Source organism: Nocardia sp. NPDC058244 (genome assembly GCF_042882065.1).
Taxonomy (GTDB): Bacteria; Actinomycetota; Actinomycetes; order Mycobacteriales; family Mycobacteriaceae; genus Nocardia.
In genome coordinates this window covers 66,214-93,158 of the sequence record NZ_JBHVWX010000006.1, presented here as the reverse complement: position 1 = coordinate 93,158, position 26,945 = coordinate 66,214, and the positions used below count along the sequence as shown (strand labels likewise).

General features: G+C 70.0%; 23 protein-coding genes and 1 riboswitch. Of the genes, 7 read left to right on the top strand and 16 right to left on the bottom strand.

Annotated elements, in window-relative coordinates:
* Window positions 1–23: 23 nt before the first annotated feature.
* The 5 genes from ACFVW6_RS19875 to ACFVW6_RS19855 are packed head-to-tail and all read left to right on the top strand — an operon-like array spanning window position 24 to window position 4,881.
* Window positions 24–107 (top strand): potassium-transporting ATPase, encoded by an 84-nt coding sequence (locus ACFVW6_RS19875; RefSeq protein WP_110035904.1) that lies wholly within the window; start codon window positions 24–26, stop codon window positions 105–107.
* Window positions 104–190, top strand: a complete 87-nt coding sequence (locus ACFVW6_RS19870) for a potassium-transporting ATPase subunit F (protein ID WP_110035905.1) — start codon at window positions 104–106, stop codon at window positions 188–190. The genes ACFVW6_RS19875 and ACFVW6_RS19870 overlap by 4 nt, the downstream gene beginning before the upstream one ends.
* The gene (kdpA, locus tag ACFVW6_RS19865; protein WP_378832165.1) at window positions 191–1,861 is read left to right on the top strand and encodes a potassium-transporting ATPase subunit KdpA; all 1,671 of its coding nucleotides are present in this window, start codon (window positions 191–193) and stop codon (window positions 1,859–1,861) included. It abuts the gene before it with no gap.
* A gap of 1 nt (window position 1,862) precedes the next feature.
* Complete coding sequence (gene kdpB / locus ACFVW6_RS19860; RefSeq protein WP_378832167.1) at window positions 1,863–4,010, top strand: potassium-transporting ATPase subunit KdpB; 2,148 nt, start codon at window positions 1,863–1,865, stop codon at window positions 4,008–4,010.
* A gap of 1 nt (window position 4,011) precedes the next feature.
* The gene (locus ACFVW6_RS19855) at window positions 4,012–4,881 is read left to right on the top strand and encodes a potassium-transporting ATPase subunit C (RefSeq protein ID WP_378832170.1); all 870 of its coding nucleotides are present in this window, start codon (window positions 4,012–4,014) and stop codon (window positions 4,879–4,881) included.
* Between the two features lie 55 nt (window positions 4,882–4,936).
* Here the strand turns inward: ACFVW6_RS19855 and ACFVW6_RS19850 are convergent, their stop codons facing one another.
* The 10 genes from ACFVW6_RS19850 to ACFVW6_RS19805 form a co-directional block, all read right to left on the bottom strand.
* Window positions 4,937–7,081, bottom strand: coding sequence for a glycogen debranching N-terminal domain-containing protein (locus tag ACFVW6_RS19850; RefSeq protein ID WP_355280467.1), 2,145 nt, complete (start codon window positions 7,079–7,081; stop codon window positions 4,937–4,939).
* Window positions 7,078–8,247, bottom strand: a complete 1,170-nt coding sequence (locus ACFVW6_RS19845) for a glycosyltransferase family 4 protein (RefSeq protein ID WP_355280673.1) — start codon at window positions 8,245–8,247, stop codon at window positions 7,078–7,080. The genes ACFVW6_RS19850 and ACFVW6_RS19845 overlap by 4 nt, the downstream gene beginning before the upstream one ends.
* A gap of 284 nt (window positions 8,248–8,531) precedes the next feature.
* Window positions 8,532–10,019 (bottom strand): PstS family phosphate ABC transporter substrate-binding protein, encoded by a 1,488-nt coding sequence (locus ACFVW6_RS19840; protein ID WP_378832172.1) that lies wholly within the window; start codon window positions 10,017–10,019, stop codon window positions 8,532–8,534.
* A gap of 92 nt (window positions 10,020–10,111) precedes the next feature.
* Window positions 10,112–11,146 (bottom strand): PHP domain-containing protein, encoded by a 1,035-nt coding sequence (locus ACFVW6_RS19835; protein WP_378832175.1) that lies wholly within the window; start codon window positions 11,144–11,146, stop codon window positions 10,112–10,114.
* 6 nt (window positions 11,147–11,152) lie between these two features.
* Entirely contained in the window at window positions 11,153–11,734 is a 582-nt protein-coding gene (locus tag ACFVW6_RS19830; RefSeq protein ID WP_355280462.1) for a dihydrofolate reductase family protein, read from the bottom strand.
* 63 nt (window positions 11,735–11,797) lie between these two features.
* Window positions 11,798–12,658, bottom strand: coding sequence for a bifunctional DNA-formamidopyrimidine glycosylase/DNA-(apurinic or apyrimidinic site) lyase (gene mutM / locus ACFVW6_RS19825; protein ID WP_378832177.1), 861 nt, complete (start codon window positions 12,656–12,658; stop codon window positions 11,798–11,800).
* 2 nt (window positions 12,659–12,660) lie between these two features.
* Window positions 12,661–13,404 (bottom strand): ribonuclease III, encoded by a 744-nt coding sequence (rnc, locus tag ACFVW6_RS19820; RefSeq protein WP_365007046.1) that lies wholly within the window; start codon window positions 13,402–13,404, stop codon window positions 12,661–12,663.
* 3 nt (window positions 13,405–13,407) lie between these two features.
* Window positions 13,408–13,590, bottom strand: coding sequence for a 50S ribosomal protein L32 (rpmF, locus tag ACFVW6_RS19815; protein ID WP_138447171.1), 183 nt, complete (start codon window positions 13,588–13,590; stop codon window positions 13,408–13,410).
* A 2-nt stretch (window positions 13,591–13,592) separates the two neighbouring features.
* Window positions 13,593–14,276, bottom strand: a complete 684-nt coding sequence (locus tag ACFVW6_RS19810; protein WP_378832181.1) for a YceD family protein — start codon at window positions 14,274–14,276, stop codon at window positions 13,593–13,595.
* An 87-nt stretch (window positions 14,277–14,363) separates the two neighbouring features.
* Window positions 14,364–15,137 carry a DivIVA domain-containing protein gene (locus tag ACFVW6_RS19805; RefSeq protein WP_378832184.1) on the bottom strand — a complete coding sequence of 258 codons (774 nt, stop codon included), beginning with the start codon at window positions 15,135–15,137 and terminating at the stop codon, window positions 14,364–14,366.
* Window positions 15,138–15,386: 249 nt separating this feature from the next.
* Between ACFVW6_RS19805 and ACFVW6_RS19800 the strand changes: the two genes are divergently transcribed.
* Window positions 15,387–15,917: a GtrA family protein gene (locus ACFVW6_RS19800; protein ID WP_365007048.1), complete on the top strand. Its 531-nt coding sequence runs from the start codon at window positions 15,387–15,389 to the stop codon at window positions 15,915–15,917.
* On the opposite strand, the gene coaD is transcribed toward ACFVW6_RS19800, so the two are convergent.
* The 3 genes from coaD to ACFVW6_RS19785 are packed head-to-tail and all read right to left on the bottom strand — an operon-like array spanning window position 15,914 to window position 20,361.
* On the bottom strand, window positions 15,914–16,399 hold the full coding sequence (gene coaD, locus ACFVW6_RS19795; RefSeq protein ID WP_355280450.1) for a pantetheine-phosphate adenylyltransferase: 486 nt from the start codon (window positions 16,397–16,399) through the stop codon (window positions 15,914–15,916). The two genes, ACFVW6_RS19800 and coaD, sit on opposite strands and share 4 nt — an antisense overlap.
* Before the next feature lie 3 nt (window positions 16,400–16,402).
* Window positions 16,403–16,966 (bottom strand): 16S rRNA (guanine(966)-N(2))-methyltransferase RsmD, encoded by a 564-nt coding sequence (rsmD, locus tag ACFVW6_RS19790; protein WP_378832188.1) that lies wholly within the window; start codon window positions 16,964–16,966, stop codon window positions 16,403–16,405.
* On the bottom strand, window positions 16,963–20,361 hold the full coding sequence (locus ACFVW6_RS19785) for a pyruvate carboxylase (protein WP_378832191.1): 3,399 nt from the start codon (window positions 20,359–20,361) through the stop codon (window positions 16,963–16,965). Before ACFVW6_RS19785 ends, rsmD begins: the two co-directional genes overlap by 4 nt.
* A gap of 260 nt (window positions 20,362–20,621) precedes the next feature.
* Window positions 20,622–20,831, top strand: a riboswitch (cobalamin riboswitch).
* A gap of 140 nt (window positions 20,832–20,971) precedes the next feature.
* Between ACFVW6_RS19785 and metE the strand changes: the two genes are divergently transcribed.
* Entirely contained in the window at window positions 20,972–23,227 is a 2,256-nt protein-coding gene (gene metE, locus ACFVW6_RS19780) for a 5-methyltetrahydropteroyltriglutamate--homocysteine S-methyltransferase (RefSeq protein ID WP_378832194.1), read from the top strand.
* 89 nt (window positions 23,228–23,316) lie between these two features.
* Here the strand turns inward: metE and ACFVW6_RS19775 are convergent, their stop codons facing one another.
* From ACFVW6_RS19775 to ACFVW6_RS19765, 3 genes are read right to left on the bottom strand one after another with little or no spacing between them, the layout of a single operon-like run.
* Window positions 23,317–24,456, bottom strand: coding sequence for a bifunctional 2-methylcitrate synthase/citrate synthase (locus ACFVW6_RS19775; RefSeq protein ID WP_378832196.1), 1,140 nt, complete (start codon window positions 24,454–24,456; stop codon window positions 23,317–23,319).
* Window positions 24,457–24,458: 2 nt separating this feature from the next.
* Window positions 24,459–25,373, bottom strand: coding sequence for a methylisocitrate lyase (prpB, locus tag ACFVW6_RS19770; RefSeq protein ID WP_378832198.1), 915 nt, complete (start codon window positions 25,371–25,373; stop codon window positions 24,459–24,461).
* Window positions 25,373–26,896 (bottom strand): MmgE/PrpD family protein, encoded by a 1,524-nt coding sequence (locus ACFVW6_RS19765; RefSeq protein WP_378832200.1) that lies wholly within the window; start codon window positions 26,894–26,896, stop codon window positions 25,373–25,375. Before ACFVW6_RS19765 ends, prpB begins: the two co-directional genes overlap by 1 nt.
* Window positions 26,897–26,945: the final 49 nt, after the last annotated feature.

The following is a 26,945-nucleotide window of genomic DNA, read 5'->3' as shown; positions in this document are numbered from 1 at the left end:
CTCGGAGCGCAAGGAGGTTGGAAATGTCTGTCGTGGTGTTCACGGTGCTCACCGTGGCGATCTTCGCGCTGCTGGGCGTGATCCAGCGGGGGGTGGAGAAGCTGTGATCGCGAACCTTGTCGGTCTGGCTCTGGCCGTCCTCGTCGCCGTGTACATGGTCGCGGCGCTGCTCTTCCCCGAGAGGTTCTAGGTGAACACGACAACAGCGGGGATCGCGTTCGTCGCGGCCCTGGTGATCACGCTGGCCCTGGTGCATGTGCCGCTCGGCGACTACATGTACCGGGTCTACAGCAGTGACAAGCACTCCCGCGCCGAGCGGCTGATCTACCGCGCCATCGGCGCGAAACCCGAGGTCGAGCAGACCTGGCCGATCTACGCCCGCAGCGTGCTGGCGTTCTCGGCGGTGAGCATCCTGTTCCTGTTCTTCTTCCAGCTGGCGCAGGGCGCGCTGCCGCTGCACCTGAACGACCCCGGCACCGAGATGACCCCGGCGCTGGCCTGGAACACCGCGGTCAGCTTCGTCACCAACACGAACTGGCAGAACTACTCCGGCGAGTCCACCCAGGGGCACCTGGTGCAGATGGCCGGGCTGGCGGTGCAGAACTTCGTCTCCGCGGCCGTGGGCATGGCGGTGGCGGTGGCGCTGGTGCGCGGCTTCGCCCGCCGCCACACCGGTGAGCTCGGCAACTTCTGGGTCGACCTGGTGCGCGGCACCCTGCGGATCCTGCTGCCGATCGCGTTCGTCTTCGCGATCGTGCTGATCGCCGGTGGGGTCATCCAGAACTTCCACCTGCACGATCAGGTCGCCCAGACCATCGGCGGCGCCCCGCAGACGCTCACCGGCGGGCCGGTCGCCAGCCAGGAGGTCATCAAGGAACTGGGCACCAACGGCGGCGGCTTCTACAACGCCAACTCCGCGCACCCGTTCGAGAACGCGAGCACCTGGACGAACTTCCTGGAGATCTTCCTGCTGATGGTGATCGCCTTCTCGCTGCCGCGCACGTTCGGCCGGATGGTCGGCAGCACCAAGCAGGGCTACGCGATCGTGGCGGTGATGGGCACGATCGCGCTGGTCAGCATCGGGCTGACCAACCTGTTCCAGCTGCAGCACCACGGCACGGTGCCGACCGCGATCGGCGCGTCCATGGAGGGCGTGGAAACCCGCTTCGGCGTGGCGAATTCGGCCAGTTTCGCGGCGTCGACCACCCTCACCTCGACCGGTGCGGTGAACTCGTTCCACGACTCCTACACCAGCCTCGGCGGCATGATGACGATGTTCAACATGCAGCTGGGTGAGGTGGCGCCCGGTGGTGTCGGCTCCGGTCTGTACGGCATGCTGATCCTCGCCGTGATCACGGTGTTCGTCGCGGGCCTGATGGTCGGTCGCACACCGGAGTACCTGGGCAAGAAGATCACCCCGCGCGAGATCAAGCTGGCCGCTTCGTATTTCCTGGTGAGCCCGCTGATCGTGCTGATCGGTACCGCTGTCGCCATGGCCCTGCCGGGCCAGCGCGCGAGCATGCTCAACAGTGGCCCGCACGGCCTCTCGGAAGTGCTGTACGCCTTCACCTCCGCGGCCAACAACAACGGTTCCGCCTTCGCCGGTCTCACCGGCAACACCGAGTGGTTCAACACCGCGCTCGGCCTGGCGATGGTGTTCGGCCGGTTCCTGCCGATCATCTTCGTGCTGGCGCTGGCCGGTGCGCTGGCCCAGCAGGGCACCACTCCCGCGTCGATCGGCACGTTGCCGACGCACCGGCCGCAGTTCGTCGGCATGGTCGTCGGCGTGACCGTGATCCTGGTCGCGCTCACCTTCCTGCCCGCTCTCGCGCTCGGGCCGCTCGCCGAAGGAATTCACTGAAATGACCAGTCCCACCCTCGAATCACCGGCCGCGCCGCGGCCCGAGCACCGGACCAGGGGCGTGCAGAAGGGCGTCCTGGATCCGAAGCTGCTGCTCACCTCCCTCCCGGACGCGCTGCGCAAGCTCGACCCGCGCACGCTCTGGAAGAACCCCGTGATGCTGATCGTCGAGATCGGCGCGGTCTGGTCGACCATCCTCGCGATCGCCGATCCGAGCTTCTTCGCCTGGGCGATCGTCGTCTGGCTGTGGCTCACCGTGGTTTTCGCGAATCTGGCCGAGGCCGTCGCCGAAGGACGCGGCAAGGCGCAGGCCGACACCCTGCGCAAAGCCAAGACCGACACCGTCGCACGGCGGCTGGCCGACTGGACCCCCGGCGGCCGCATCGTCGAGGAGCGCGTCGCCGCTCCCGAACTGCGCCGCGGCGACTACGTGGTGGTCGAAGCCGGTCAGGTCATCCCCGGTGACGGTGACGTCGTCGAAGGCATCGCCTCGGTGGACGAATCGGCCATCACCGGCGAATCCGCCCCGGTCATCCGTGAATCCGGCGGCGACCGCTCGGCGGTCACCGGCGGCACCACGGTGCTCTCGGACCGGATCGTCGTGCGGATCACCCAGGAGCCTGGCGCCAGCTTCATCGACAAGATGATCGCGCTCGTCGAGGGCGCGAGCCGCCAGAAGACGCCGAACGAGATCGCGCTCAATATCCTGCTGGCCGCGCTCACCATCATCTTCGTGTTCGCGGTGACCACGCTCCAGCCGCTGGCCATCTTCGCCAAGGCGAACAACCCGGGCGTGCCGGACACCTCGGCGCTGGACGCGCACGGCATCACCGGCATCGTGATGGTCTCGCTGCTGGTCTGCCTCATCCCGACCACCATCGGCGCGCTGCTCTCGGCCATCGGCATCGCCGGCATGGACCGGCTCGTGCAGCGCAATGTGCTGGCCATGTCGGGTCGCGCGGTCGAGGCCGCGGGCGACGTGAACACCCTGCTGCTCGACAAGACCGGCACCATCACCCTCGGCAACCGCCAGGCCGCCGAATTCGTGCCGATGCCGGGTGTTCCCGACGACGAGCTCGCCGACGCGGCGCAGCTGTCCAGCCTCGCCGACGAGACGCCGGAGGGGCGCTCGATCGTCGTGTTCGCCAAGCAGACGTTCAACAAGCGGGAACGCTCGGCGGGCGAGCTGCCCGGTGCCACCTGGGTGGAGTTCACCGCGCAGACCCGCATGTCGGGTGTCGACCTCGCCGACGGGCACCAGCTGCGCAAGGGGGCAGCAGGTGCCGTCACCGAATGGGTTCGCGCCCAGGGTGGTGCGGTACCGGAGCAGGCCGCGGTGATCGTCGACGGCATCTCCGCCTCGGGCGGCACGCCGCTGGTGGTCGGTGAGGTCAAGGACGGCACCCCGCGACTGCTGGGCGTCATCCATCTCAAGGACGTCGTCAAGCAGGGCATGCGGGAACGCTTCGACGAGATGCGCCGCATGGGCATCCGCACGGTGATGATCACCGGCGACAACCCGTTGACCGCCAAGGCGATCGCGGACGAGGCGGGCGTCGACGACTTCCTCGCCGAAGCGACGCCGGAGGACAAGCTCGCCCTGATCAAGAAGGAACAGGACGGCGGCCGCCTGGTCGCGATGACCGGCGACGGCACCAACGACGCCCCCGCCCTGGCCCAGGCCGACGTGGGCGTGGCGATGAACACCGGCACCTCGGCCGCCAAAGAGGCGGGCAACATGGTCGATCTGGACTCGGACCCGACCAAGCTGATCGAGATCGTCGAGATCGGCAAGCAGTTGCTGATCACCCGCGGCGCGCTGACCACGTTCTCCATCGCCAACGACATCGCCAAGTACTTCGCCATCATTCCGGCGTTGTTCGTGGCGTTGTTCCCCGGCCTGGACGCGCTCAACATCATGCGCCTGGCCAGCCCGCAGTCGGCGATCCTGTCCGCGGTCGTCTTCAACGCGATCATCATCGTGGCGCTGATTCCGCTGGCGCTGCGCGGTGTCGACTACCGGCCGAGCAATGCCTCGAAGTTGTTGAGCCGCAACCTGACGATCTACGGCCTCGGCGGCATCATCGCGCCGTTCCTCGGCATCAAGATCATCGACCTGCTCGTCCAACTCCTCCCCGGGATGTCCTGACATGCGTACCTCAACCTGGATCCGCCAGCACCTGGCCGCCCTGCGCGCCCTGCTCGTGCTGACCGTGATCACCGGAATCGTGTATCCCGTCGTGGTGTTCGCGGTGGCTCAGCTGCCGGGACTGAACGACAAGGCCGACGGCTCGCTGATCGAGCGCGACGGAAAACTGGTGGGCTCCAGCCTGATCGGGCAGTCGTTCACCGACGCCGACGGCAAGGCCATGACGCAGTACTTCCAGAGCCGCCCGTCGGCCGCGGGCGACGGCTACGACCCGCTGTCCACCGCCGCGAGCAACCTCGGCCCGGAGGACATCGTCGACACGGCTGCCCGCACCAGCCTGCTCACCACCGTGTGCGCGCGCTCGAAGGAGGTCGGCGACCGTGAGGGGGTCGACGGCGCCCGCCAGTTCTGCACGAAAGACGGTGTCGGCGCGGTGCTCTCGGTGATCGGCCCGCGCGATGCCGACGGTGACGTGTCGCGGCCGGTGCAGGTCGTCAGCGTGAACGAACTGTGCCCGACGCCGCCGTTCCTGGCCACGTTCCGCGGCGTTGCCGTGGAATGCGCGAAGGAGGGCGAGGACTACTCGGTCGGCCGGATCATCCCGATCCTGGGCGACGCCCCGGCCCAGGTGGCCGTGCCCGCCGACGCGGTCACCGCCAGCGGCAGCGGCCTGGACCCGCACATCTCCCCCGAATACGCGGCGATCCAGGTCGAGCGGGTGGCGAAGGCGCGTGGGATCACCGCCGATCAGGTGCGCGAGCTCGTGGCGGCCCATACCGCCGGGCGCACACTCGGGTTCCTCGGGGAGCCGCGGGTGAATGTCGTCGAGCTCAACCTCGCGCTGGACGAACGCTTCCCGTTCCAGGGCTGAGCACCACCGCGCGACATTCGGGGCCGGATCCGTACGGATCCGGCCCCGGTGCCGTCTACTGCTCTTCGTCGGTGATCAGCGCCCACCCCTCGGGCAGCCCGTGCACCGTCACCGCCGACCCGCAGACCTCGAGGTCGACCGTGACGTCACCGAGCCGGAACTCCGAGAGCCGCACACATCCCCACGCCTCCGGCACCTGCGGCCGCACGGTCAGGGTCTTGGCGGGCACATCGGGGTCGAGCCCGAGGAACGAGCGCACGAGCAGCAGCGGCGCGGCACTGGCCCACGCCTGCGGCGAGCACGAGGTGGGATAGGGCACCGGCGCCGCGAAACGGGCACGGGGGAAGCCACAGAACAACTCGGGCAGCCTGCCGTCGAACGCGGCGGCCGCGTCGAGCAATCCGCCCGCCAGCTTCGTCGCCAGCGCCACCGCGCCCGGCACATGCTGGTACCGCATCAACCCGGCGACCGCGATCGCCGTGTCGTGCGGCCACACCGACCCGCAGTGATAACTCATCGGGTTGTAGGCGCCCATGGTCGAGGCCAGCGTGCGCAGGCCGAAGCCCGAGTCCATCTCCGCCCTGGCCAGGTTCGCGATCAGGCTCTCGGCGTGTTCGTCGGTGGCGATGCCCGACCACAGGCAGTGCGCCGCGTTGCTGGTCAGCGCGTCGACCTGACGCTTGCTGCCGTCCAATGCCACGGCGTACCAGCCGCATTGGGGTAGCCAGAACTGTTCGGCGAACTTGGTCCGCAGTTCCGCGGCCCGCTCGCGCATGCGGGTGGCCAGGGCCGGATCGTCGAACTGATCGGCCAGTTCCGCCCGGGCCAGATACGCCGCGTACACGTACCCCTGCACCTCGCACAGCGCGATCGGCGCCTGCGCGATGTGGCCCGCGGCGTCGTTGATCCCGTCGAAGCTGTCCTTCCAGCCCTGGTTGATCAGTCCGCGATCGGTGGCGCGCACGTACTCGACGAAGCCGTCGTCGTCGCGGTCGCCGAAATCGGTGATCCAGCCGATCGCGGCGTCGGCCGCGGGCAGCAAGGTCGCGATCGAGGCCGGCTCGGCGCCCCAGCGCAGGCACTCGGCCAGCAGCATCACGAACAGCGGTGTGGCGTCGACGGTTCCGTAGTAGATCTGGCCGCCGAGCACCTGCCCGACCGCGGGACCACGCCGCATCTCGTGCATGATCCGGCCCGGTTCCTCCTCCACCAGCGGATCGACCGTCTGGCCCTGCAATTCGGCCAGCTGCTGGAGCGTGCCCAGGGCGAGATCGGTCTCCAGCGGCAGCGACATCCACGCCGTGAGCAGCGAGTCCCGGCCGAACAGCGTCATGAACCAGGGCGCGCCCGCGGCGACGAACGGCCGCCCGGTGCCGGAATCGGTATGGATCTGCAACGCGCCCAGATCGCTCTCGCTGCGGCGCAGGATCTGGTTGAGCAGCCCGGAATCGGCGCTGATATCGGTGGCGGTGGCCCGCCAGGCCTGGATCTTGCGCACCGGCTCGCTGGCCCGGTAGCGCTCGCCCGGGGTGCCTTGGGTCTGCGGGCGCTGCGCGGCGCCCGCCGGTTGCGCGGTGATCTCGGTCTGCCAGCGGCCGCCCGCGGGCACGACGACGCGCCAGATCATGGTGCCGGGCAGCACCATCGGCTCCACCGTCGAGGTGAGGGCGAGCCCGCGCGACAGGTCGGCCCGGTCGTGCAGCAGCAGTTCGCCGTCGGAGGTGGTCATCTCCGCGCGGCGGCCGCCCATCCGGCCTTCCTTCACCGAGAACAGGTCGACGAAATCGGCGTCGACGTGCAGCTCGAGCACCACCGCGGTGGCCTCGCGGCTCATGTTCTCCAGGGTGATCAGCTCGTGCATGCCCTCGGCGACGAGCCGGTCGCGCACGACCAGCAGGGTGCTGTCGGCCCGGCCCTGCTGCGGCGGCCTGCGCAGCACGAACCGCGCGGCGAAGGCCTCCGGGCTGAGCACCGACAGCGGCTCGGGCCGCTTGCCGTCGATCATCAGCTCCCAGCGCGAAATCACCCGCGCGTCACGGAAGAACAGGCCCTGCGGCTTGCCCGGCTCGATGTCACCGAGCCGGTCGGACAGGCAGAAGGTGCCGCCTTCGACGAGGGTGACGTTGCCGCCGTTGCCGCCGAGCCCCGCGGGTTCCCCCGCGTTGAGCGGGCTCGGCGACGACGCGTTGTTCAGGCTCATCCGCGCCCGCTGACCGCCGCCCCGACCGGCATCGGCATGGTGAAGGCGTTGCCGTAGCCGATCGTGGTGCGGGCCAACAATTGCCGGTACACCTGCTCGTAGCCGCCGCCGAGGGTGTCGGCGCCGAAATTCGCTTCCACGTGTGCCCGGCAGGCCGCCGGATCGAAGGTCGCGACTTCGGCGATGGCGGCGGGCAGCTCGTCCGGTTCCTCGCAGATCCGCCCGGTGACGCCGTCGACCACGACCTCGGCCACCGCACCACCGCGCAACGCGACCACCGGCGTTCCGCAGACCATCGACTCGATCATCACCATGCCGAACGGCTCCTCCCAGCGAATGGGGAACAGCAGACACCGTGCTCCGGACAACAGTTTACGCTTGGCCGCCGCGTCGGCGAGGCCGAACACATGATCGGCGTCGGTCAGCCGCGGTCGCACGTACTCCTCGAAGTAGGCCTTCTCCGGTGGCTCGGAGCACTTGCCCGCCAGGATGAGCGGGATGCCCGCCGCGTGCGCGGCGTCGAGTGCCAGATGGGGGCCCTTGTCCATGGTGAAGCGGCCGAGGAACAGCGCGTAGTCCTGCTTCTCGGTCGCGAACGGCCACAGGTCCGGCCGCAGCGCGTTGTGCACGCGGCCCGCCCAGGGCAGTTCGGGCGCGAGTTCGCGCTGCCGGTCGCTGATCGCGACGAGCGAGCATTCCTCGCCCAGTTCGCGGTAGTAGCGGTAGCAGTCGTCCTGCACGGGCCCGTGCACGGTCACCACGGTCGGCAGGCCGAGATTGGCGTACGCCGGGGCGTTGAGCGGGCCGGCGAAGGTGTGATCGTGCACCAGGTCGATCCCTTGGGTCTCGGCCAGGCGCTCGATCGCGCGGCGCACCCGCAGCGCGTGCACCACCTCGGGGAACGGATCACCGAGTCGTTCCGGGACGATCCGGTCCCACAGCGGGACGAAATCCGCCTTGGTACCCGGCTCGCCCGCTCCGAACAGGGTGACGTGATGGCCGCGCTCGCACAGCGAGTCGACCAGATCGGCGACGACGGCTTCCACGCCGCCGTACGCCTTCGGGGGTACATCGAAATACGGTGGAACAACCATCGCGATCCGCAGTGGGCCGCCGTTGTGCTCGATCGCATAGAGATCGGACGTGGAGAACCCGGTCGGCGACATTGCCGACGTATCTGCACTCATGACCTTCCTTCCAGGGACACAACCTCGCAACACTTGCGCGAACAAGAGATGGCCGCCTCGGCGGGGGTGGAGACGAGAGCTTCACCGCCGTCCATGGGGCATGGTTGGCCTGGCCAAGCGGGAAGCGCACCACGCGGGTGCCCGCCTGAACAGAGGGGCCGTAGTGGAACGTACCCCGCTACCGGAGAGTAAACCAGTGGGTTGCTGGCAAAACGTGTCGGCGATTCCGTGACGAGACAGGAGATTCCGCCGTCAGAGGCGGTCTACGGCGTACAGAATTTCGGTTCCACCGGGTCGACACATGGGATGTTGCCGAACTCGGTCATGGTGAGCCTGGCCTTACCCCGGGTCAGGTAGTCGAGGAACTGCGCGACCAGCGAATCACCGGCGATCGGGCCGTGGGTGTAGGCGTATTCCACGCCGGTGAAGCGGTAGGCACCGGACCGGATCGTCTCCGGCGCCGGACGCACCCCGTCGATCGTGACCGCCGCGACCCCGTCGGCGATCGCCGAGGTCTCCAGATACCCCACCGCACCAGGAATTTTGGCAACGAACATAGCCACTTCGTCGGTGACGTCGACCTCGCACTGCTCGCCGCCCACGGCCATGCCGACGCAGCTGGTATAGCGGAACACCTTGCGGTTGTCCTCGAGCAGCCGCGATTCCAGCGCGCGCCGGGTGCCCGAGCCCGCGGTCCGGTCGATCAGGACCACGGGGAGATCGGGTCCGCCGATCTGGTTCCAGTTCTTGATGTTTCCCCGGTACAGGTCCCGGATCTGCTGGGTCGAGAGGTCTTTCAGCCCGACCCCGGGATGCACGACGAGCGAGAACGAGCCAAGGGCCAGCGGGAGTTCGGTGAGCGCCGCGAACGAGGTTCCCTTGGCGCCGTCACCGATCGCGAGCATGCCCGGCGTCGGTCCGGCCTTGGTGATCGCGCGCAGGCCCGGCTCGGTGCCGATGAAATCGAAGGTGAATCGCGCTCCGGTGCAGGTCTTCTCGTAGTTCCGCGCGGCCGCGCGGATCATCGGCGCCATGGCGGTCGAACCGACGACGGTCAGCTCGCCCGCGGCGCAGTCCCGCGGGGGTGGATCACCGCGCAGCACGGTGGCCAGCAACTGCACCATCACCACCAGGGCGAGGAACACGCTCAGGCCGAGCAGGGCGGGTTCGCGCCGGGAGCGGCTGGTGGTCTCGACGAATCGGCCGCCCTTGAGGCTGCCCGCCTTCGTCACCACCTTCGCCGCGTTGATGTCCTGCGGATCGGGCGCCGGACCGGCGAGCACGGCCAGCACCTTGTAGTGCTCTCCGCGTTCGAGCCGTTCGCTCGGCAGCACGATCCGCGCGGCGTTGTCCGCGCCGACACCGGCGGCCAGCTCCCGCAGGGCGTCACTGAACGCGGTCACCGAGTGCCCGGTGCGGGTGACCCGCTCGGTGACCTCGAGCGCGCGGATCGTGTGGTGTGGGAACAGCAGTCGCGGACTCTCGCCGACATAGTCGTCGGCCTCGATCGCCGTGGAGCCGTAGTTCTCGATCCGGATCAGCACCACCGACACCGGATCCGCGGTCGACGTGCCGCCCTGGGCCGTCGCGCCGTTCGGGTCGGCGAGCTGGATCCGGCTGGCCGGCGTGTTCATCTGCACGCGGTAGCCGAGGCGCTTGCGGCCGACGAAGACGAACTCCCGCAGGAACGCCGCCGTCGCCACGAACAGACCGAGCACCGACAGCACGATCTCGACCGGGAACTCGCCCATCGGCTCCCCTCCCCCACCCGGATACCTGTCTCCGCTTGTCTATCAGGCCGATCCGACATCGCGGCGCCCGGCGCCGGTTGTTCGGCGAGTCTTCACCCGGTGGTCGTCGCGCACCAGGTCAGCAGCTCGTCGACCGGCCAGGTGTTGATCACCCGGTCGGCCGGGACACCGTGCGCCAGTGCGCGTTCGCAGCCGTAGCCCTGCCAGGCCAGCTGGCCGGGGGCGTGCGCGTCGGTGTCGATACTGAAGTGGCAGCCCATCTCGACGGCCAGGTCGATGAGGCGGCCGGGTGGGTCGCGGCGTTCGGGCCTGCTGTTGATCTCCACGGCGGTGCTGTATTTCCGGCAGGCCTCGAAGACGAGTTCGGCGTCGAAACTGGACTCGGGGCGGGTGCCGCGGCCGCCCTCGACGAGGCGGCCGGTGCAGTGGCCGAGGATGTCGACATTCGGGTTCGCGACGGCGTAGACCATGCGTTTGGTCATGGTGGCGCTGTCGTCGCGCAGGTGTGAATGCACGCTGGCGACAACGACATCCAGCCGTTCGAGCAGCTCGGCGCGCTGGTCGAGGGTGCCGTCGTCGAGGATGTCGACCTCGATGCCGGTGAGGATGCGGAAGGGCGCGAGCTGCTCCTGGAGTTCGGCGATCACGTCGAGCTGGCGCAGCAGCCGGTCGGCGGACAGGCCGTTGGCGACCTTCAGCCGTGGCGAATGATCGGTCAGCGCACAGTATTCGTGCCCCAGCGCGGCGGCCACCCCCATCATCTCCCCGATCGGGCTGCCGCCGTCGGACCAGTCCGAGTGGGTGTGCAGGTCGCCGCGCAGCACCGTGCGCAGCGGGTCGCCCGCCGGCCCGATGGGTTGTGCGGCGCCGCGCAATTCGGCCAGGTAGTCGGGAACCGCACCGGCGCACGCCTGTTCGATGACGGCGGCGGTCTTCGGCCCGATCCCGGCCAGCTCGCGCCAGCTGTGCTCGCGCGCCCGCGCAGCCTGTTCGGACTCGGACAGCCCGGCGACGATATCGGCGGCGCGGCGATACGCCTTCACCCGGTGGGTCTCCGCGCGGGATCGCTCGAGCCAGAACCCGATCTCCCGCAGGGCCGCCACCGGGCCTGGACCCGCCGCCGTCACCGTGCGCTACCTGATCCGGCCGTACTTGAGGAATGCGACGCCGTCGGCGTACACCCGGCTGGTGATCACCCGGAAGCGTTCCGGCTCCGGCAGTTTCGCGCCGCCGCCGAACAGCGGCCGACCGGTCCCGAGCACCACCGGATGCAGCTTCAGGAACACCTGGTCGATCTCGGGCAGCAGCGCCTGGGCCAGCTCACCGCCGCCACAGAGCCAGATCCCCAGTCCCGCTTCGCGTTTGAGCGCGCGGACGGCGGAGATCGGGTCGGCGGTGATCAGCTCGACCCCGGGCGCCGGCGATTCCGGCAGCGTCGTCGACACCACGAACTGGCGCAGGTGCTCGTAGGGACTGGCGGTGCCGGTGCGCACGCCGAAGTCGTGCGTCTTGCGGCCCATGATCACGGTGTCGAAGTAGACGTTGCCCGCCGCGATGCCGCGCGCCTCGCGCACCTTGGTCGGCAGCGTCTCGGGATACTGCGAGATGATCGCGGGCCCGTGGTCGCCGCCGACCGGGAAGAAGTCCAGGGTCCCGTCCTCGGCGGCGATGAATCCGTCGATCGTCGATGCCACGAAATAGGTCAGCTTGCGCATAACGTCCTCCTGCACGGACCCGGTCCGATACGACCTGTCAGGAGAAACGGTAGCGTGCCCGGATCAGCGGCGGCGAGGCTTCCGCTGACACTTCGGGCAGGAAAACGACGAGCGATTCATGAATTGCTCACGGATCAGCGGCGCGCCGCACCGGTCGCACGGCTCGTTCTCGCGGCCGTAGGCGGCCAGTGACCGGGAGAAATAGCCGGACTCGCCGTTCACATTCACATACAGCGCGTCGAAGGAGGTACCGCCGACGGCCAGCGCCTCGCTCATGACCGCGGTGACGCCCTCGAGCAGCCGGCGCACCACCGGCCGGGTGAGTTCGGCGGCCACCCGCGTGCCGTGCAGACCCGCCCGCCACAGCGCCTCGTCGGCGTAGATGTTGCCGATGCCCGACACCACGGTCTGATCGAGCAGCACCCGCTTGATCTCGGTGTTCTTGGCCCGGATCGCCGCCACCACGGCCTCGGCGTCGAAACGCGGGTCCAGCGGATCGCGGGCGATGTGGGCGACGGAGTCCGGGACGACGGTGCCGTCGACCTCCACGAGGTCGGCCAGCGCCCAGCCGCCGAAGGTGCGCTGATCGACGAAGCGCAGCTCGCTGCCGTCACCGAGGGCGGCGCGGATGTGGGCGTGCTTCTCGACCGGGGCGCCGGCGGGCTGCACCAGCATCTGCCCGCTCATGCCCAGGTGGACGACCAGGGCGGTCTCCGGCTCGTCGAAGGTGAGCCACAGGTACTTGCCGCGGCGCCGCGCGTCCTCGATCTTCAGGCCGGTGAGGCGGGCCGCCAGATCGGCGCCACCCGCGAGGTGCCTGCGCACGGCCCGGGGATGGGTGACGGTGACGGCGTCGATCGCCCGGCCGACCGCATGATCGGCCAGACCGCGCCGCACCACCTCGACTTCGGGCAGTTCGGGCACGGTCAGGCTTCGGTGGTTTCGGTGGCCGAGGATTCGTCGGTGAGTGCCTTGTAGGCGGTGCCTGCGGCCTTCTGCTCGGCTTCCTTCTTGGAGCGGCCGACACCCTGCCCGTACGGACGACCGGCGATCACCGTGGTCGCGGTGAACTCCTTGTTGTGGTCCGGGCCGGTGGAGGTGATCTCGTAATTGGGCACGCCGAGCCCGCGTTCGGCGGTGAGCTCCTGCAGGCTGGTCTTCCAGTCGAGGCCCGCGCCCATGCGGGGGCCGCGCTCGAGCAGTTCGGCGAACAGGCGCAGCACGACGCCACGGGCCACCTCGATGCCGTGCTCGAGATGCACGGCGCCGAGCAGGGACTCCATGCCGTCGGCGAGGATGCTCGGCTTGTCACGGCCGCCGGTGAGCTCTTCGCCCTTGCCGAGCAGCAGGTATTGACCGAGTCCGCCGTCGCCGAGACCACGCGCCACCTCGGCGAGCGCGTGCATGTTCACCACACTGGCGCGCAGCTTCGCGAGCTCACCCTCGGACTTGTCCGGGTGCTCGGTGTAGAGGCGCTCGGTGATGCTCAGGCCGAGGACCGAGTCGCCGAGGAACTCGAGGCGCTCGTTGGTCGGCAGACCGCCGTTCTCGTACGCGTACGACCGGTGCGTCAGCGCTAGGCGCAGAAGCTCCGGTCGTACGTCGACACCGAGGGCGGTGAGCAGGCTGGCGTGATCGGCCGAACCTGCGGTTTCTTTGCTCGCTGTCACGAATCAGACAGCAGAGGTGACCTGGCGGCCCTTGTAGGTGCCGCAGGACGGGCACGCGATGTGCGGGAGGGTCTTCTCACCGCAGGCACGGTTCGGGCAGGTGACCAGGGTCGGCGCGACGGCCTTCCACTGGCTGCGCCGCGACCGGGTGTTGGAACGGGACATCCGGCGCTTGGGAACAGCCACGGCTACTTCTCCTCTGTGTTTTCGCTGGCCACGTGGGCATCGTTTGCCACGGGAGCGGATCGGTCTGGGGTGGTGGAACCCTCAGCGGGGTCGCCGGTGCCGGGCGCCTCTGCGGCGAAACTCGCCAACTTGGCCCAGCGAGGGTCCAGTATCTCATGCCCATGATCAGGACCCGCAATCGCCATCCGCACACCGCACTCGGGGCACAGGCCCGCGCAGTCCGGGGTGCACAGCGGCTGCAGCGGAAGCTCCAGCCCGATGGCGTCGAGGATCACCGGCTCGAGGTCGATGAGGTCGTCTTCCATGCGGTAGACCTCGTCGTCCTCGGTCGTCTGCTCGGTGGTGCTGTCCGGATACGCGAACAGCTCCGTCAGACGAATCTCGACCTGGTCGTCGAACGGTTCGAGGCAGCGCGAGCACTCCCCGACCGTCGGCCCGGACACCGTGCCGGTGACCAGCACACCCTCCGAGACGGCCTGCAGCTGCAGGTCGAGTTCCACCGCGGCGTCGGCCGGGATGGCGATCAGGTCCAGACCCAGCCGCTCATGGTCGGTGACGGTACGCCGCAGCTCCCGCATGGTTCCCGGCCTGCGGCCGAGACTGCGGACATCCAGCACGAAGCCCGCGTCGGACACAGGACCACTGGTCTTGTGCGGACGCGACGGCGAACCGGAAGCGGCGGGCATCACTGACTCACTTACTTCTGAGGGGATTTGGGCAACCACTCAACAGTACGGCAGGACCCCGCCCGAACTCAAAACGCGACCGCGCGCTCAGCGCCGGTGGTCGGCCGCGTATTCCGGGTATTCGGCGGACTGACCGCCGCGCATCTGCTGACGGCCGCGGGTGATCGTGCGCCGCGTCGTGTTCAGCGTCTCCTCCATCTCGGCGAGCCTGCCGCCGAAATCGGCCATCTGCTCGTCGACGTAGTCGTCGCACTCGGCGCGCACCCGGTCGGACTCGGCCTGGGCGCTGTCGATCAGGCGCGCCGACTCCGCGTGCGCGGCCCGCACGACCTCGGTCTGCGCGACCAGGCGGGCCTGCTCGGCCTTGCCGTCGGCGACCGAGCGCTCGTAGGAGTCCTTGCCCGCCTGGATGGCCCGGTCGGCGTCGATCTGGGCGCGGCCGGTGAGCTCGTCGTACTCGGCGTTGCCGTCGGCGACCACCTGATCGGCCTCGGCCTGCGCGGTCGCGACCAGGCGATCGGCGTGGGTGGTGGCCTCGGCGACCATCCGGTCGGCGTGCGCCTTGGCGTCGGCCAGGATGCGGTCGGCCTCGGCGCGCGCGGACTCGATGGTGGTGCGTGCCTGCTCGTTGGCGGAGGTCACGGTGGTCTCGGCGCCGGTACGGGCGTCGCCGACGATCTTGTCGCGATGATCGAGGACGTCCTGGGCGTCGTCGAGCTCACCGGGCAGGGCGTCGCGGACGTCGTCGAGCAGTTCGAGGACATCGCCGCGCGGCACGATGCAGCTGCGGGTCGGCGGGATGCCGCGCGCCTCTTCGACGATGGCGACCAGTTCGTCGAGTGCTTCGAATACGCGATACATGCTCACTACCCTCCTGCTTCCTCACGGCGAAACCACTACCGCCGTGGCCCAGTGTGCCCGTCGGCGGCGCGTGTTCCGAATGTCGTCGCGGTGTGTCGCGAGAGTGTCCTAGATCGCACAGATATCAAGTGGAGTGAATCCCTCCACTTCCGCTACCATCGGTAGGCACGACATCGCCGTCCGCCGGGAAGCACTGCACGTTTTTTGCTGTTGTACTCCTCGACGCCTTTCACAGGATCGGAGTCGACCATGACCGTTCTGGAAACACCGAGAAACCCGGTGCTGCACGTTGCGGGCATGTTCGCTCCCTGGGCGGGTCCGTTCCCGCTCGTGGCGCCGGTCGAACCCGCGCCCGCGCTGCGCCCGCGGTTCGACAAGACCCTGGCCTACCTGCGCGGCGACCGCGCACTCCCCCAGCTCATCCGCTTCGCCCTGGTCGGCGGCTCCAGCAATATCGCCTACGTGCTGCTGTTCTTCGCCATGCACGGAGTCGGCCCGCTGATCGCCAATGTCGCCGGTTCGGTCGTCAGCACGATCATCGCCAACGAACTGCACCGTCAGCTCACCTTCCACGCGGCCGACCGGGTCACCTGGTTCACCGCGCAGTGGGAGGGCGGCGGACTGGCCCTGCTGGGGCTGGGCATCACGACGGCGGGCCTGGCCGCCCTCGGGGTATGGGCGCCCGGCCTCGGCGACAGTGTGCAGGCCCTGGCCGTGCTCGCCATCACCGCCGCGGTCGGCGGGATGCGCTTCCTCGCCCTGCGCGGTCTGGTCTTCTAGCCCCGACGCTCGGCCAAGCGGTCGAGGAGGCGCTTGTGGACGGCGGGCGGGAGCATGTCGCTGACGTCGCCGCCGTAGGCCGCGACTTCCTTGACCAGTGAGCTGGACAGGAAGCTCAGGGACGGGTTGGTGGCGATGAAGAAGGTGTCGACGCCGGCCAGTTTGTGGTTCATCTGGGCCATCTGGAGCTCGTAGCCGAAGTCGCCCGCGTCGCGCAGGCCCTTCACGATCGCGCCGACACCCTCCTGCTTGGCGAAGTCGACCAGCAGGCCCTGCCAGGATGCGACGCGCACGTTGGGCAGGTGGGTGACCGATTCGCGCAGCAGTTCCATGCGCTCGTCCACGGTGAACATGCCCTGTTTCTTGGGGTTCACCATGACGGTGATGATCACCTCGTCGAACTGCGCGGCCGCACGGGCGAACACGTCGAGGTGACCGTTGGTGACCGGGTCGAAGGAGCCGGGGCACAGTGCTGCAGCCATGGTTCAGACGCTAGCACCGAATTCGGCGAGCTCGATTCTGGTCTCCCCGTACTTGCGCGGCTTCAGCGGCGCATAGCCTGCGGGCCAGGCGATCTCGGGTGAGCGGATGGACCGCTCGACGATCACCAGCGCGTCGGGCGCGAGCCAGCCGTTGGCCGCCAGCGCGGTGAGGTCGGCGATCACGTCCTCGGTGCTCACGTCGTACGGCGGATCGGAGAAGACCACGTCGTAGGTGTCCGGCGCGGCGTGCGCCAGCACCGTGCCGACCGTGCCGAGGCGCAGTTCCGCGCCGGGCAGGCCGAGCTCGGCGATATTGGCGCGCACGACCGCGGCCGCCGTGCGGTCGGCCTCGACGAGCAGGGCGTGCGCGGCCCCGCGCGAGAGCGCTTCCAGGCCGAGCGCGCCCGAACCGGCGTACAGGTCGACGACCCGCGCGCCGTCCAGGTCCAGGCGCGCGTCGATCGCGCTGAACAGCGCCTCGCGCACCCGGTCCGAGGTGGGCCGGGTACCGGCGGGCGGCACCTTCAGCCGCCGCCCGCCCGCCGTACCCGCGACGATGCGCGTCATTCCGACTCGCGCGCTGCCAGTTCCACCAGCAGATCGCCGCCCTCGACCTGCTGCACCTTGGCGGTAGCGATCCGGCCGACGATGCCGGCGCGCGGCGCGGTGATGGCCGCCTCCATCTTCATCGCCTCGATGGTGCCGACGGTGTCGCCCGCGTGGATCTCGTCGCCCTCCGACACCGCCAGCGTGACGACACCGGCGAACGGCGCCGCGATGTGGCCGGGGTTGTTCTTGTCGGCCTTCTCCGCGGCGGGCACCTCCGACGCGATCGAACGGTCCCGCACCGCGATCGGGCGCAGCTGCCCGTTCATGATGCACATGACCGTGCGCATGCCCTTCTCGTCCGGCTCGGAGATCGCCTCGAGCCCGATGAGCAGCGTGACGCCCTTCTCCAGCTGCACCCGGTGCTCCTCGCCGCGGCGCAGACCGTAGAAGAACTGGTTCTCCGACAGGCCGGTGGTGTCGCCGTACTTCTCCCGGTGCGCCTGGAACTCCGCGGTCGGGCCGGGGAACAGCAGGCGGTTGAGGGTGTGGCGTCGTTCGGCCGAGGTGCCGTCGAGCCCGGCCTGGTCGGCCGCGGTCAGCGGGGTCTCCGGCTTGGGCTCGTTGCGCCCGGCCAGCGCCTTGCTGCGGAACGGCTCCGGCCAGCCACCGGCGGGCTCGCCCAGCTCGCCGCGCAGGAAGCCGATCACCGAGTCGGGGATGTCGTAGCGGCCCGGATCGGCGGCGAAGTCCTCGATGTCGACGCCGGTGCCGACCAGCGCCAGCGCCAGGTCACCGACGACCTTCGACGACGGGGTCACCTTGATCAGTCGGCCCAGCAGCCGGTCGGCCGCGGCGTACTTGGCCTCGACCTCCTCGAACCGGTCACCCAGGCCGAGCGCGATCGCCTGCTGACGCAGGTTCGACAGCTGACCGCCCGGGATCTCGTGGGTGTACACGCGCCCGGTCGGCGCGGGCAGACCCGACTCGAACGGCGCGTACACCTTGCGCAGCGCCTCCCAGTACGGCTCCAGATCGCAGACGTTCTGCAGGTTCAGGCCGGTGTCGCGCTCGGTGTGCGCGGTGGCGGCGACGATCGCCGACAGCGCGGGCTGCGAGGTGGTGCCCGCCATCGCGGCCGAGGCGCCGTCGACCGCGTCGGCGCCCGCCTGCCACGCGGCCAGGTAGGTCGCCAGCTGCCCGCCCGGGGTGTCGTGGGTGTGCACGTGCACCGGCAGATCGAAGTTGCTGCGCAGCGCGGTGACCAGCTTCGCCGCCGCGGGCGCGCGCAGCAGACCGGCCATGTCCTTGATCGCGAGCACGTGCGCGCCCGCGTCGACGATCTGCTCGGCCAGCTTCAGGTAGTAGTCGAGCGTGTAGAGCGACTCGTTCGGGTCGAGCAGGTCACCGGTGTAGCTGAGCGCGACTTCGGCGATGGCCGTGCCGGTTTCGCGCACCGCGTCGATGGCCGGGCGCATCTGGTCGACATTGTTGAGCGCGTCGAAGATGCGGAAGATATCGATTCCGGTGGTCGCGGCCTCGGAGACGAACGTCCGGGTGACCTGCTCCGGGTACGGCGTATAGCCGACGGTGTTGCGGCCGCGCAGCAGCATCTGCAGACAGATGTTCGGCACGGCCTCACGCAGCGCGGCCAGCCGCTCCCACGGGTCCTCGTGCAGGAAGCGCAGCGCCACATCGTAGGTCGCGCCGCCCCACGCCTCGATCGAGAGCAGTTCGGGGGTCAGCCGGGCGACGTGCCCGGCCACGCCGAGCAGGCCGTTGGTGCGCACGCGGGTCGCCAGCAGCGACTGGTGCGCGTCGCGGAAGGTGGTGTCGGTGACGCCGAGCGCCTTCTGCTCGCGCAGGGCGCGGGCGAAACCGTCCGGGCCGAGGGCCAGCAGGCGCTGGCGCGAGCCGTCCGGCGGCGGCAGGGTCAGGTCGGCGGCGGGCAGCTTGTCGTACGGGTACACCGTGGTCCGGCGGTCGCCGTGCGGCTTGTTGACGGTGACGTCGGCCAGGTAGCTCAGGATCTTGGTGCCACGGTCGGCCGAGCCGCGCGAAGTCAGCAGCTCCGGTCGCTCGTCGATGAACGAGGTGGTGACCCGGCCCGCCTGGAAGTCCGGATCGTCGAGCACCGAGAGCAGGAAGGGGATGTTGGTCGTGACGCCACGGATGCGGAACTCGGCGAGCGCGCGCCGGGCGCGGGCGGCCGCGGCGGGCAGGTCGCGACCGCGGCAGGTCAGCTTGACCAGCATCGAGTCGAAGTAGGCGCCGATCTCCGCGCCCAGGTTCGCGCCGCCGTCGAGGCGGATGCCCGCGCCGCCGGGGGTGCGGTAGGCGGTGATGCGGCCGGTGTCGGGGCGGAAGCCGTTGGCCGGGTCCTCGGTGGTGATGCGGCACTGCAGCGCGGCGCCACGGATCGACACCGTGTCCTGGCTCAGGCCCAGGTCGGCCAGACTCTCGCCGGACGCGATGCGCAGCTGCGACTGCACCAGGTCGACGTCGGTGATCTCCTCGGTGACCGTGTGCTCGACCTGGATGCGCGGGTTCATCTCGATGAAGACGTGGTTGCCGCGCTCGTCGAGCAGGAACTCCACGGTGCCCGCGTTGCTGTAGCCGATCTGGCGGGCGAAGGCCACGGCGTCGGCGCAGATCCGTTCGCGCAGTGCCGGATCCAGGTTCGGCGCGGGCGCGAGCTCGATCACCTTCTGGTGGCGGCGCTGCAGCGAGCAGTCGCGCTCGAACAGGTGCATGACATTGCCGTGCTGGTCGGCCAGGATCTGCACCTCGATGTGGCGCGGGTTCACCACGGCCTGCTCGAGGAACACGGTCGGATCGCCGAAGGCCGACTCGGCCTCGCGCGAGGCCGCCTCGATCGACTCGCGCAGCTGCTCGGGCGCGGCCACGCGGCGCATGCCGCGGCCGCCACCACCGGCGACGGCCTTGACGAAGATCGGGTACTCGAATTCCCGCGAGGCGGCCAGCAGCGCGTCGATGTCGGCGGACGGCTCGCTGGACTTCAGCACCGGCAGCCCGGCGGCCTTGGCGGCGGCGATGGCGGTGGCCTTGTTGCCCGCCATCTCGAGCACGGCGGCCGAGGGACCGATGAAGGTGATGCCCTCGCGCTCACAGGCGGCCGCGAGGTCGGGGTTCTCGGACAGGAAGCCGTAGCCGGGGTAGATCGCGTCGGCGCCCGCGCTCTTGGCCGCGTCGATGATCGCCTCGATGGACAGGTACGCCCGGACCGGGTGCCCCTCCTCGCCGATCTGATACGACTCGGCCGCCTTCAGCCGATGGACGGAGTTGCGGTCCTCATGGGGGAACACCGCGACCGTTCCGATGCCGAGTTCGTATGCCGCGCGGAAGGCGCGAATGGCGATCTCACCACGATTGGCGACCAAGACTTTCGAGAACATTGGACCACGGTACCCGGCCGCGACCGCAGCACTGTCACGCAAGGTGGCTTCGCAGCAATCTTCACATCGCACACCCGCCCACCTGCGAAGTTGCGTTCATCGGGCCGTCACATCTCACCGCGGCGGCAGGCCCGCGGTGCGCCGCCGAAGCGCAGGTCACGCGGGCCGCGCGGGGCGGGGTGGTCGCGGCGGCCCGCGCCGAGGCCCTATGCTTGGTGGCGCAGCTGGTTCGCCTGCGCGGTGGAAGAGTCGGAGCCCCGACCTCCCGCGCCGGTGTCGAAGCCCGGGCACACCGTGCCGGGTGAAGAGGGAACCCGGTGGGAATCCGGGACTGTCCCGCAGCGGTATGCAGGAACGACCGCCGTCATCAGCACTGGGCACGATGCCCGGGAAGCGACGGCCAGTAGGTCGGTCGATCACACGACCGGTGCCCGCGAGTCCGAAGACCTGCCGACTGTGCCGGATACGCCGTATCCGGCGGCCACCGCCTCGTGGATCGGGCGCGCGGACCACCTGTGCCGACCCGTCGTGTCCTCACGACGGGTTCCTCCGGTGTCGGCGTCGCCCGCGAAAGGCGTCGGCTCTCCCCGCACGACACTGGAGAATCTCCGTGACTGTTTCGCACTCCCCGTTCACCGCGACGGTTCTCGGCCTGCCGCGGGTCGGCCCGCGCCGGGAACTCAAGCGCGCCACCGAGTCCTACTGGGCAGGCCGGCTCGGCGCCGAGGACCTGCACGCCGTCGGGCGCATGCTGCGCACCGTGCAGTTCGCCGCGTTGCAGGCGGCCGGACTGGATTCGGTGCCCGTCGGCACCTTCTCCTACTACGACCAGATGCTCGACACCGCGGTCCTGCTCGGTGCGCTGCCGCACCGGGTGGCCGAGATCGCCGACCCGCTGGACCGCTATTTCGCGGCCGCGCGCGGTACCGACACCGTCGCGCCGCTGGAGATGACCAAGTGGTTCGACACCAACTACCACTACCTGGTGCCCGAGATCGACGCGGCCACCACGTTCACCCTGCACCCGGAGCAGCTGCTGACCGAGCTCGCCGAGGCGATCCAGCTCGGCGTGCAGGCGCGGCCGGTGGTGATCGGCCCGCTGACCTTCCTGAAGCTGGCCAAGTCCGCCGACGGTGCCGCGCTGGACCGGCTGCCGGAACTGCTGCCGCTGTACCTGGACCTGCTGGCGCGCCTGGCCGCGGCGGGCGCGCAGTGGGTGCAGATCGATGAGCCGGTGCTGGTCACCGATCTGACCGAGGCTGAGATCGACCTGGTGCGCGACACCTACACCGCGCTGTCGGCCGCGCCGGACCGGCCCGCGATCCTGGTCGCCACCTACTTCGGGCACCCCGGCGCCGCGCTGACGGCGCTGGCGGACACCGGAATCGACGGCGTCGCGCTCGATTTCACCGCCGGTACCGAGACGTCCGCGCTCGCCGGGATTCCGGCGCTGGCGGGCAAGCTGCTGGTCGCCGGTGTCGTCGACGGCCGCAATATCTGGCGCACCGACCTCGACGCCGCGCTCGCCACGCTCGGCGCCCTGGGCGGCGAGGTGGCCGTGTCGACGTCCTGCTCGCTGCTGCACGTGCCGTACTCGCTGACTCCGGAGACCGGGCTCGACGACCGGCTGCGGTCGTGGCTGGCCTTCGGCGCCGAGAAGGTCGGTGAGGTGCGGGTGCTCGCGACCGCGCTGGCCGAGGGCACCGGCGCGGTCGCCGCCGAGCTGGCCGCCGCCCGCGCCGCGGCGCGGACCCGGCGCACCGACCCGCGCCTGCACGACGACCGGGTCCGCGCCCGGCTGGCCGCGCTCGACGACGCCGACCTCACCCGCTCCCCCGCCGACGAACGCCGGGCGGCGCAGCGCGATCACCTGGACCTGCCGGTGCTGCCGACCACCACGATCGGCTCCTACCCGCAGACCTCGGCCATCCGCCTGGCCCGCGCCGCGCTGCGCACCGGCGAGATCGACGAGGCCGAGTACGTGCGCCGGATGCGCGCCGAGATCGCCGACGTGATCACCCTCCAGGAGCGGCTCGGCCTGGACGTGCTGGTGCACGGCGAGCCGGAACGCAACGACATGGTCCAGTACTTCGCCGAGCTGCTCGACGGTTTCGCCGCCACCGAGGCGGGCTGGGTGCAGTCCTACGGCACCCGCTGCGTGCGTCCGCCGATCCTGTTCGGCGACGTCTCCCGGTCCGCGCCGATGACGCTGTCGTGGATCGGCTACGCCCAGTCGCTGACGGCCAAGCCGGTCAAGGGCATGCTCACCGGTCCGGTGACGATCCTGGCGTGGTCGTTCGTCCGTGACGATCAGCCGCTGGCCGACTCGGCCCGGCAGGTCGCGCTGGCGATCCGGGACGAGACGGTCGACCTGGAGACCCAGGGCGCCCGGATCATCCAGGTCGACGAGCCCGCGCTGCGCGAGCTGCTGCCGCTGCGCGCGGCCGATCAGCCCGCCTACCTGCGCTGGTCGGTGGACGCGTTCCGGCTGGCCACCGCCGGAGTCGCCGACACCACCCAGGTGCACACGCACCTGTGCTACTCGGAGTTCGGCGAGGTGATCTCGGCGATCGCGGGCCTGGACGCCGACGTCACCTCCATCGAGGCGGCCCGCTCGCACATGGAGGTGCTCGACGACCTGAACGCGGCCGGTTTCGCGCTCGGGGTCGGCCCAGGTGTCTACGACATCCACTCGCCGCGGGTGCCCTCGGTCGAGGAGATCACCACCTCGCTGTCGGCGGCGCTGAAGGCGGTTCCGGCCGAGCGGCTGTGGGTGAACCCGGACTGCGGTCTCAAGACCCGCGGCCCGGTGGAGGTCGAGGCGTCGCTGCGCAATCTGGTGACGGCGGCCGCCGCGCTGCGCTGATACAGCTCTGCCCCGGACGGCGCGAGCCGTCCGGGGCAGGGGCGCCGGGCCGCGTCGTCCGCGATGAGGGGCGGACGACGCAGGCCGGTTCAGTGGCGCGTGGCGGGTACCGGGCGCTGGTCGACGCCGCGATACTCCGACAGCGGCCGGATCAGCGCGTTCGCGGCCGACTGCTCCGCGATGTGCGCGGTCCAGCCGGTGATCCGGCTCATCACGAAGATGGGCGTGAACATCTCGATGTCGAGGCCCATCAGGTAGTAGGCGGGCCCGGCGGGGAAGTCGAGATTCGGTGCGATGCCGGTCTGCTCGGCCATGGCCGCCGCGAGCGCGTCGTACATCCGCACCCAGCGCTGTTCCCCGGTCACCGCGGCGACCTCGTCCAGGGCGGCCTTCATCGTGGGCACCCGGGAGTCGCCGTCGCGGTACACCCGATGCCCGAAACCCATCACCTTGCGCCGCGCGGCCAGCGTCTCGGCGACCCAGGCGGCGGCCCGCTCTGGGTCACCGATCTCGAGCATGGTGTGCATGACGGCCTCGTTGGCGCCGCCGTGCAGCCTGCCCTTCAACGCGCCGATGGCCGCGGTGATCGCGCTGTACATGTCCGAGCCGGTGGAGGTCACCACCCGGGCGGCGAAGGTGGAGGCGTTGAAACCGTGCTCGGCGTAGAGGATCAGCGAGATCTCGAACGCCCGCACGATCCGCGGCGCGGGGATCTCGCCGAAGCACATGTACAGGAAGTTCTCGGCGAACCCGAGCTGGGAGTGCGGGGCGATCGGGTCCAGGCCGCGCCGCCTGCGCATCGCGGCCGCGATCACCGTGGGCAGCAGCGCGGTCAATCGCAGTGCGGCGGAGAGCCTTTCCCGCTCGCCGACGCTCTCGGAGGCGGCGTCCTCGGTGCCGAGGTAGCTTACGACCGTGCGCACCACATCCATCGGATGGCAGGTGTCGGGCATCTTCTCCACCAGCGCCAGCACCGACCGGTCGATCCGGCGTTGCGCGCGTTCGCGCTGGCACAGCTGTTGCAGCTGCCCGTCGTCGGGCAGTTCGCCGTACCAGAGCAGGTAGGCGACCTCCTCGAAGGAGCAGCGCGCGGCCAGATCCTGCACGGGATAGCCGCGATAGGTCAGCGAGTTGGTCTCGGCGACCACCTTGGAGATGCTCGTCGTGTCGACCACCACGCCCGCAAGCCCCTTGGCGATGGCGCTCGGTGCCGTCTGTCCACTGGTCATGGTCACTCACCCACTGTGAAATCGAAGATGCCGGAGTCGAATTCGTTGTAGCGCTGGTAGCCGAGCAGTTCGTAGAGCCGGGACCGGTGCTGCATGCGGTCCAGCAGGGCCGATTGGGTACCGGCCATGGCGATCTCGCGCAGGCCGTCCTCGATCGCGCCCATCGCCAGCCGCAGCGTGGTGACCGGGTAGATCACCGCGTTGTAGCCGAGGTCGGTCAGTGTCGCGGCCGACAGCAGCGGGGTCCTGCCGAACTCGGTCATGTTGGCCAGCAGCGGGACATCCACGGCGGCACGGAACTTCGCGAACTCGGCCTCGTCGACCAGCGCCTCGGTGAAGATCAGGTCGGCGCCGGCGTCGGCGTACGCCTTGGCCCGGTCGATCGCCGCGTCCAGCCCCTCGATGGCGCGCGCGTCCGTGCGGGCGCAGAGCACGAAGCCCGGATCGCGGCGCACCGCCACGGCCGCCCGGATCCGGCGCACCATCGTCGCGGTGTCGACGACCGCCTTGCCGTCGAGATGACCGCATCGCTTCGGATTGACCTGGTCCTCGAGGTGGCAGCCGGCCAGGCCCGCGTCCTCGAGCAGGGTCACCGTGCGGGCGGCGTTCATCGGTTCGCCGAAGCCGGTATCGGCGTCGACCAGGACCGGCAGTTCGGTGGCGCGTGCGATCTGGCGGCCGCGTTCGACGACCTCGGTGAGCGTGGTCAGGCCGATATCGGGCAGGGCCAGCTCGGCCGAGATCACCGCGCCGGAGACATACACCCCGTCGAACCCGATCTCCTGGATCAGCCTGGCCACCAGCGGGTTCACCGCGCCGGGCAGCCGCTGCAAGGTCCCGGCGGCCAAGCCCGCCCGGAAGGCGGCGCGCTTGGCCGCCGGACTCGCCTGCGCGGCGAGCAGTCCCTCGACACTCATCAGAACAGTCCTTCCCGCGCGGCGGGCAGCACGTCGAACAGGACCGGGTCGACCGCGAAGGTCAGCTGGTCCAGCTCGCCCGCGGCCAGTTCCGGGGTGCGCTGCGCGGCGTCGAGGAAGCGGTCCTGTTCCGCCGGCGTGACGACGCCGTCGGCGAGGACGCGGAACTTCTCGAGGTACTGCGCGCGGGCGAACGGTCGCGCGCCCAGCGGATGCGCGTCGGCCACCGCGAGCTCGTCGACGATCACCGTGCCGTCGTCGAGGGTGACCACGGCCCGCGCGCCGAACGCCTTCTCCCTCGGGTCGGTCGCGTGGTAGCGGCGGGTCCACTCCGGGTCCTCGACGGTCGCGATCTTGTGCCACAGCGCGACGGTGTCGGGCCGCTGCGCGCGCTCGGGCGCGTAGGAGCGCTCGTGATGCCAGGTGCCGTCCTGGAGCGCGACGGCGAAGATATAGGGAAGCGAGTGGTCGAGGGTCTCGCGGCTGGCGCGCGGGTCGAACTTCTGCGGGTCGCCGGAGCCGGTGCCGATCACGTAGTGCGTGTGATGGCTGGTGTGCAGCACGATCGAGGCGATCCGGGCGGTGTCGGGGATCCGCGCGCGCAGCCTGCGCGCGAGGTCGATCGGAGCCTGGCTCTGGTATTCGGCCGAGTGCTCCTTGGTGTAGCTGTCCAGGATGGCGCGCTTGGCCTCGCCGGGGCCGGGCAGCGGCACGTGGTATTCGGCGTCGGTCCCGCCGAGCAGCCAGGCGATGACGCCGTCGGCGCCCTCCCAGATCGGGGCGGGCGCGCCCTCACCCCGCATCGCGCGGTCGACCGCCTCGACGGCCATCTTCCCCGCGAACGCCGGTGCGTAGGCCTTCCAGCTGGAGATCTCGCCCTTGCGGGACTGCCGGGTCGCGGTGGTGGTGTGCAGCGCCTGCCCGACCGCCTGGTAGATGGTCTCGGCGTCCAGACCGAGCAGGGTGCCGATGCCCGCCGCGGCCGACGGGCCGAGATGGGCGACGTGGTCGATCTTGTGCTCGTGCAGGCAGATCGCGCGCACCAGGTCGATCTGGATCTCGTAGCCGGTGGCCAGCCCGCGGATCAGCTCGGCGCCGCTGCGCCGGGCGTGCTGGGCGACGGCCAGGATCGGCGGGATGTTGTCGCCGGGATGGGAGTACTCGGCGGCCAGGAAGGTGTCGTGGAAGTCGAGCTCGCGCACGGCCACACCGTTGGCCAGCGCCGCCCACTCGGGGGAAAAGCGCTGCGCGCCCGGCAGTCCGAACACGGTGGCACCGTGCCGCGACGAGTGCGCGGGCAACGGGTGCGCGCTCGCCTGCGCCCTGGCGGTCCGCACCGGGCCGCGCAGGACCGAGGCCGCGGCCACCGCGGCGTTGTCGATGATCCGGTTGACGATCATGTCGGTGACCTCGCCGGATACCGGCACGGGGTCGGTGGCCACCTCCGCCACCAGGGTGGCCAGATGCTGCGCGCGGGGGAACTCCTCGGCGGCGCCGACACTGCGAACGATATGGGTCTTCACTGATCCTCCGATTCCAGCCGGTCGATCCCAGCCACAATTCGCACGCTAC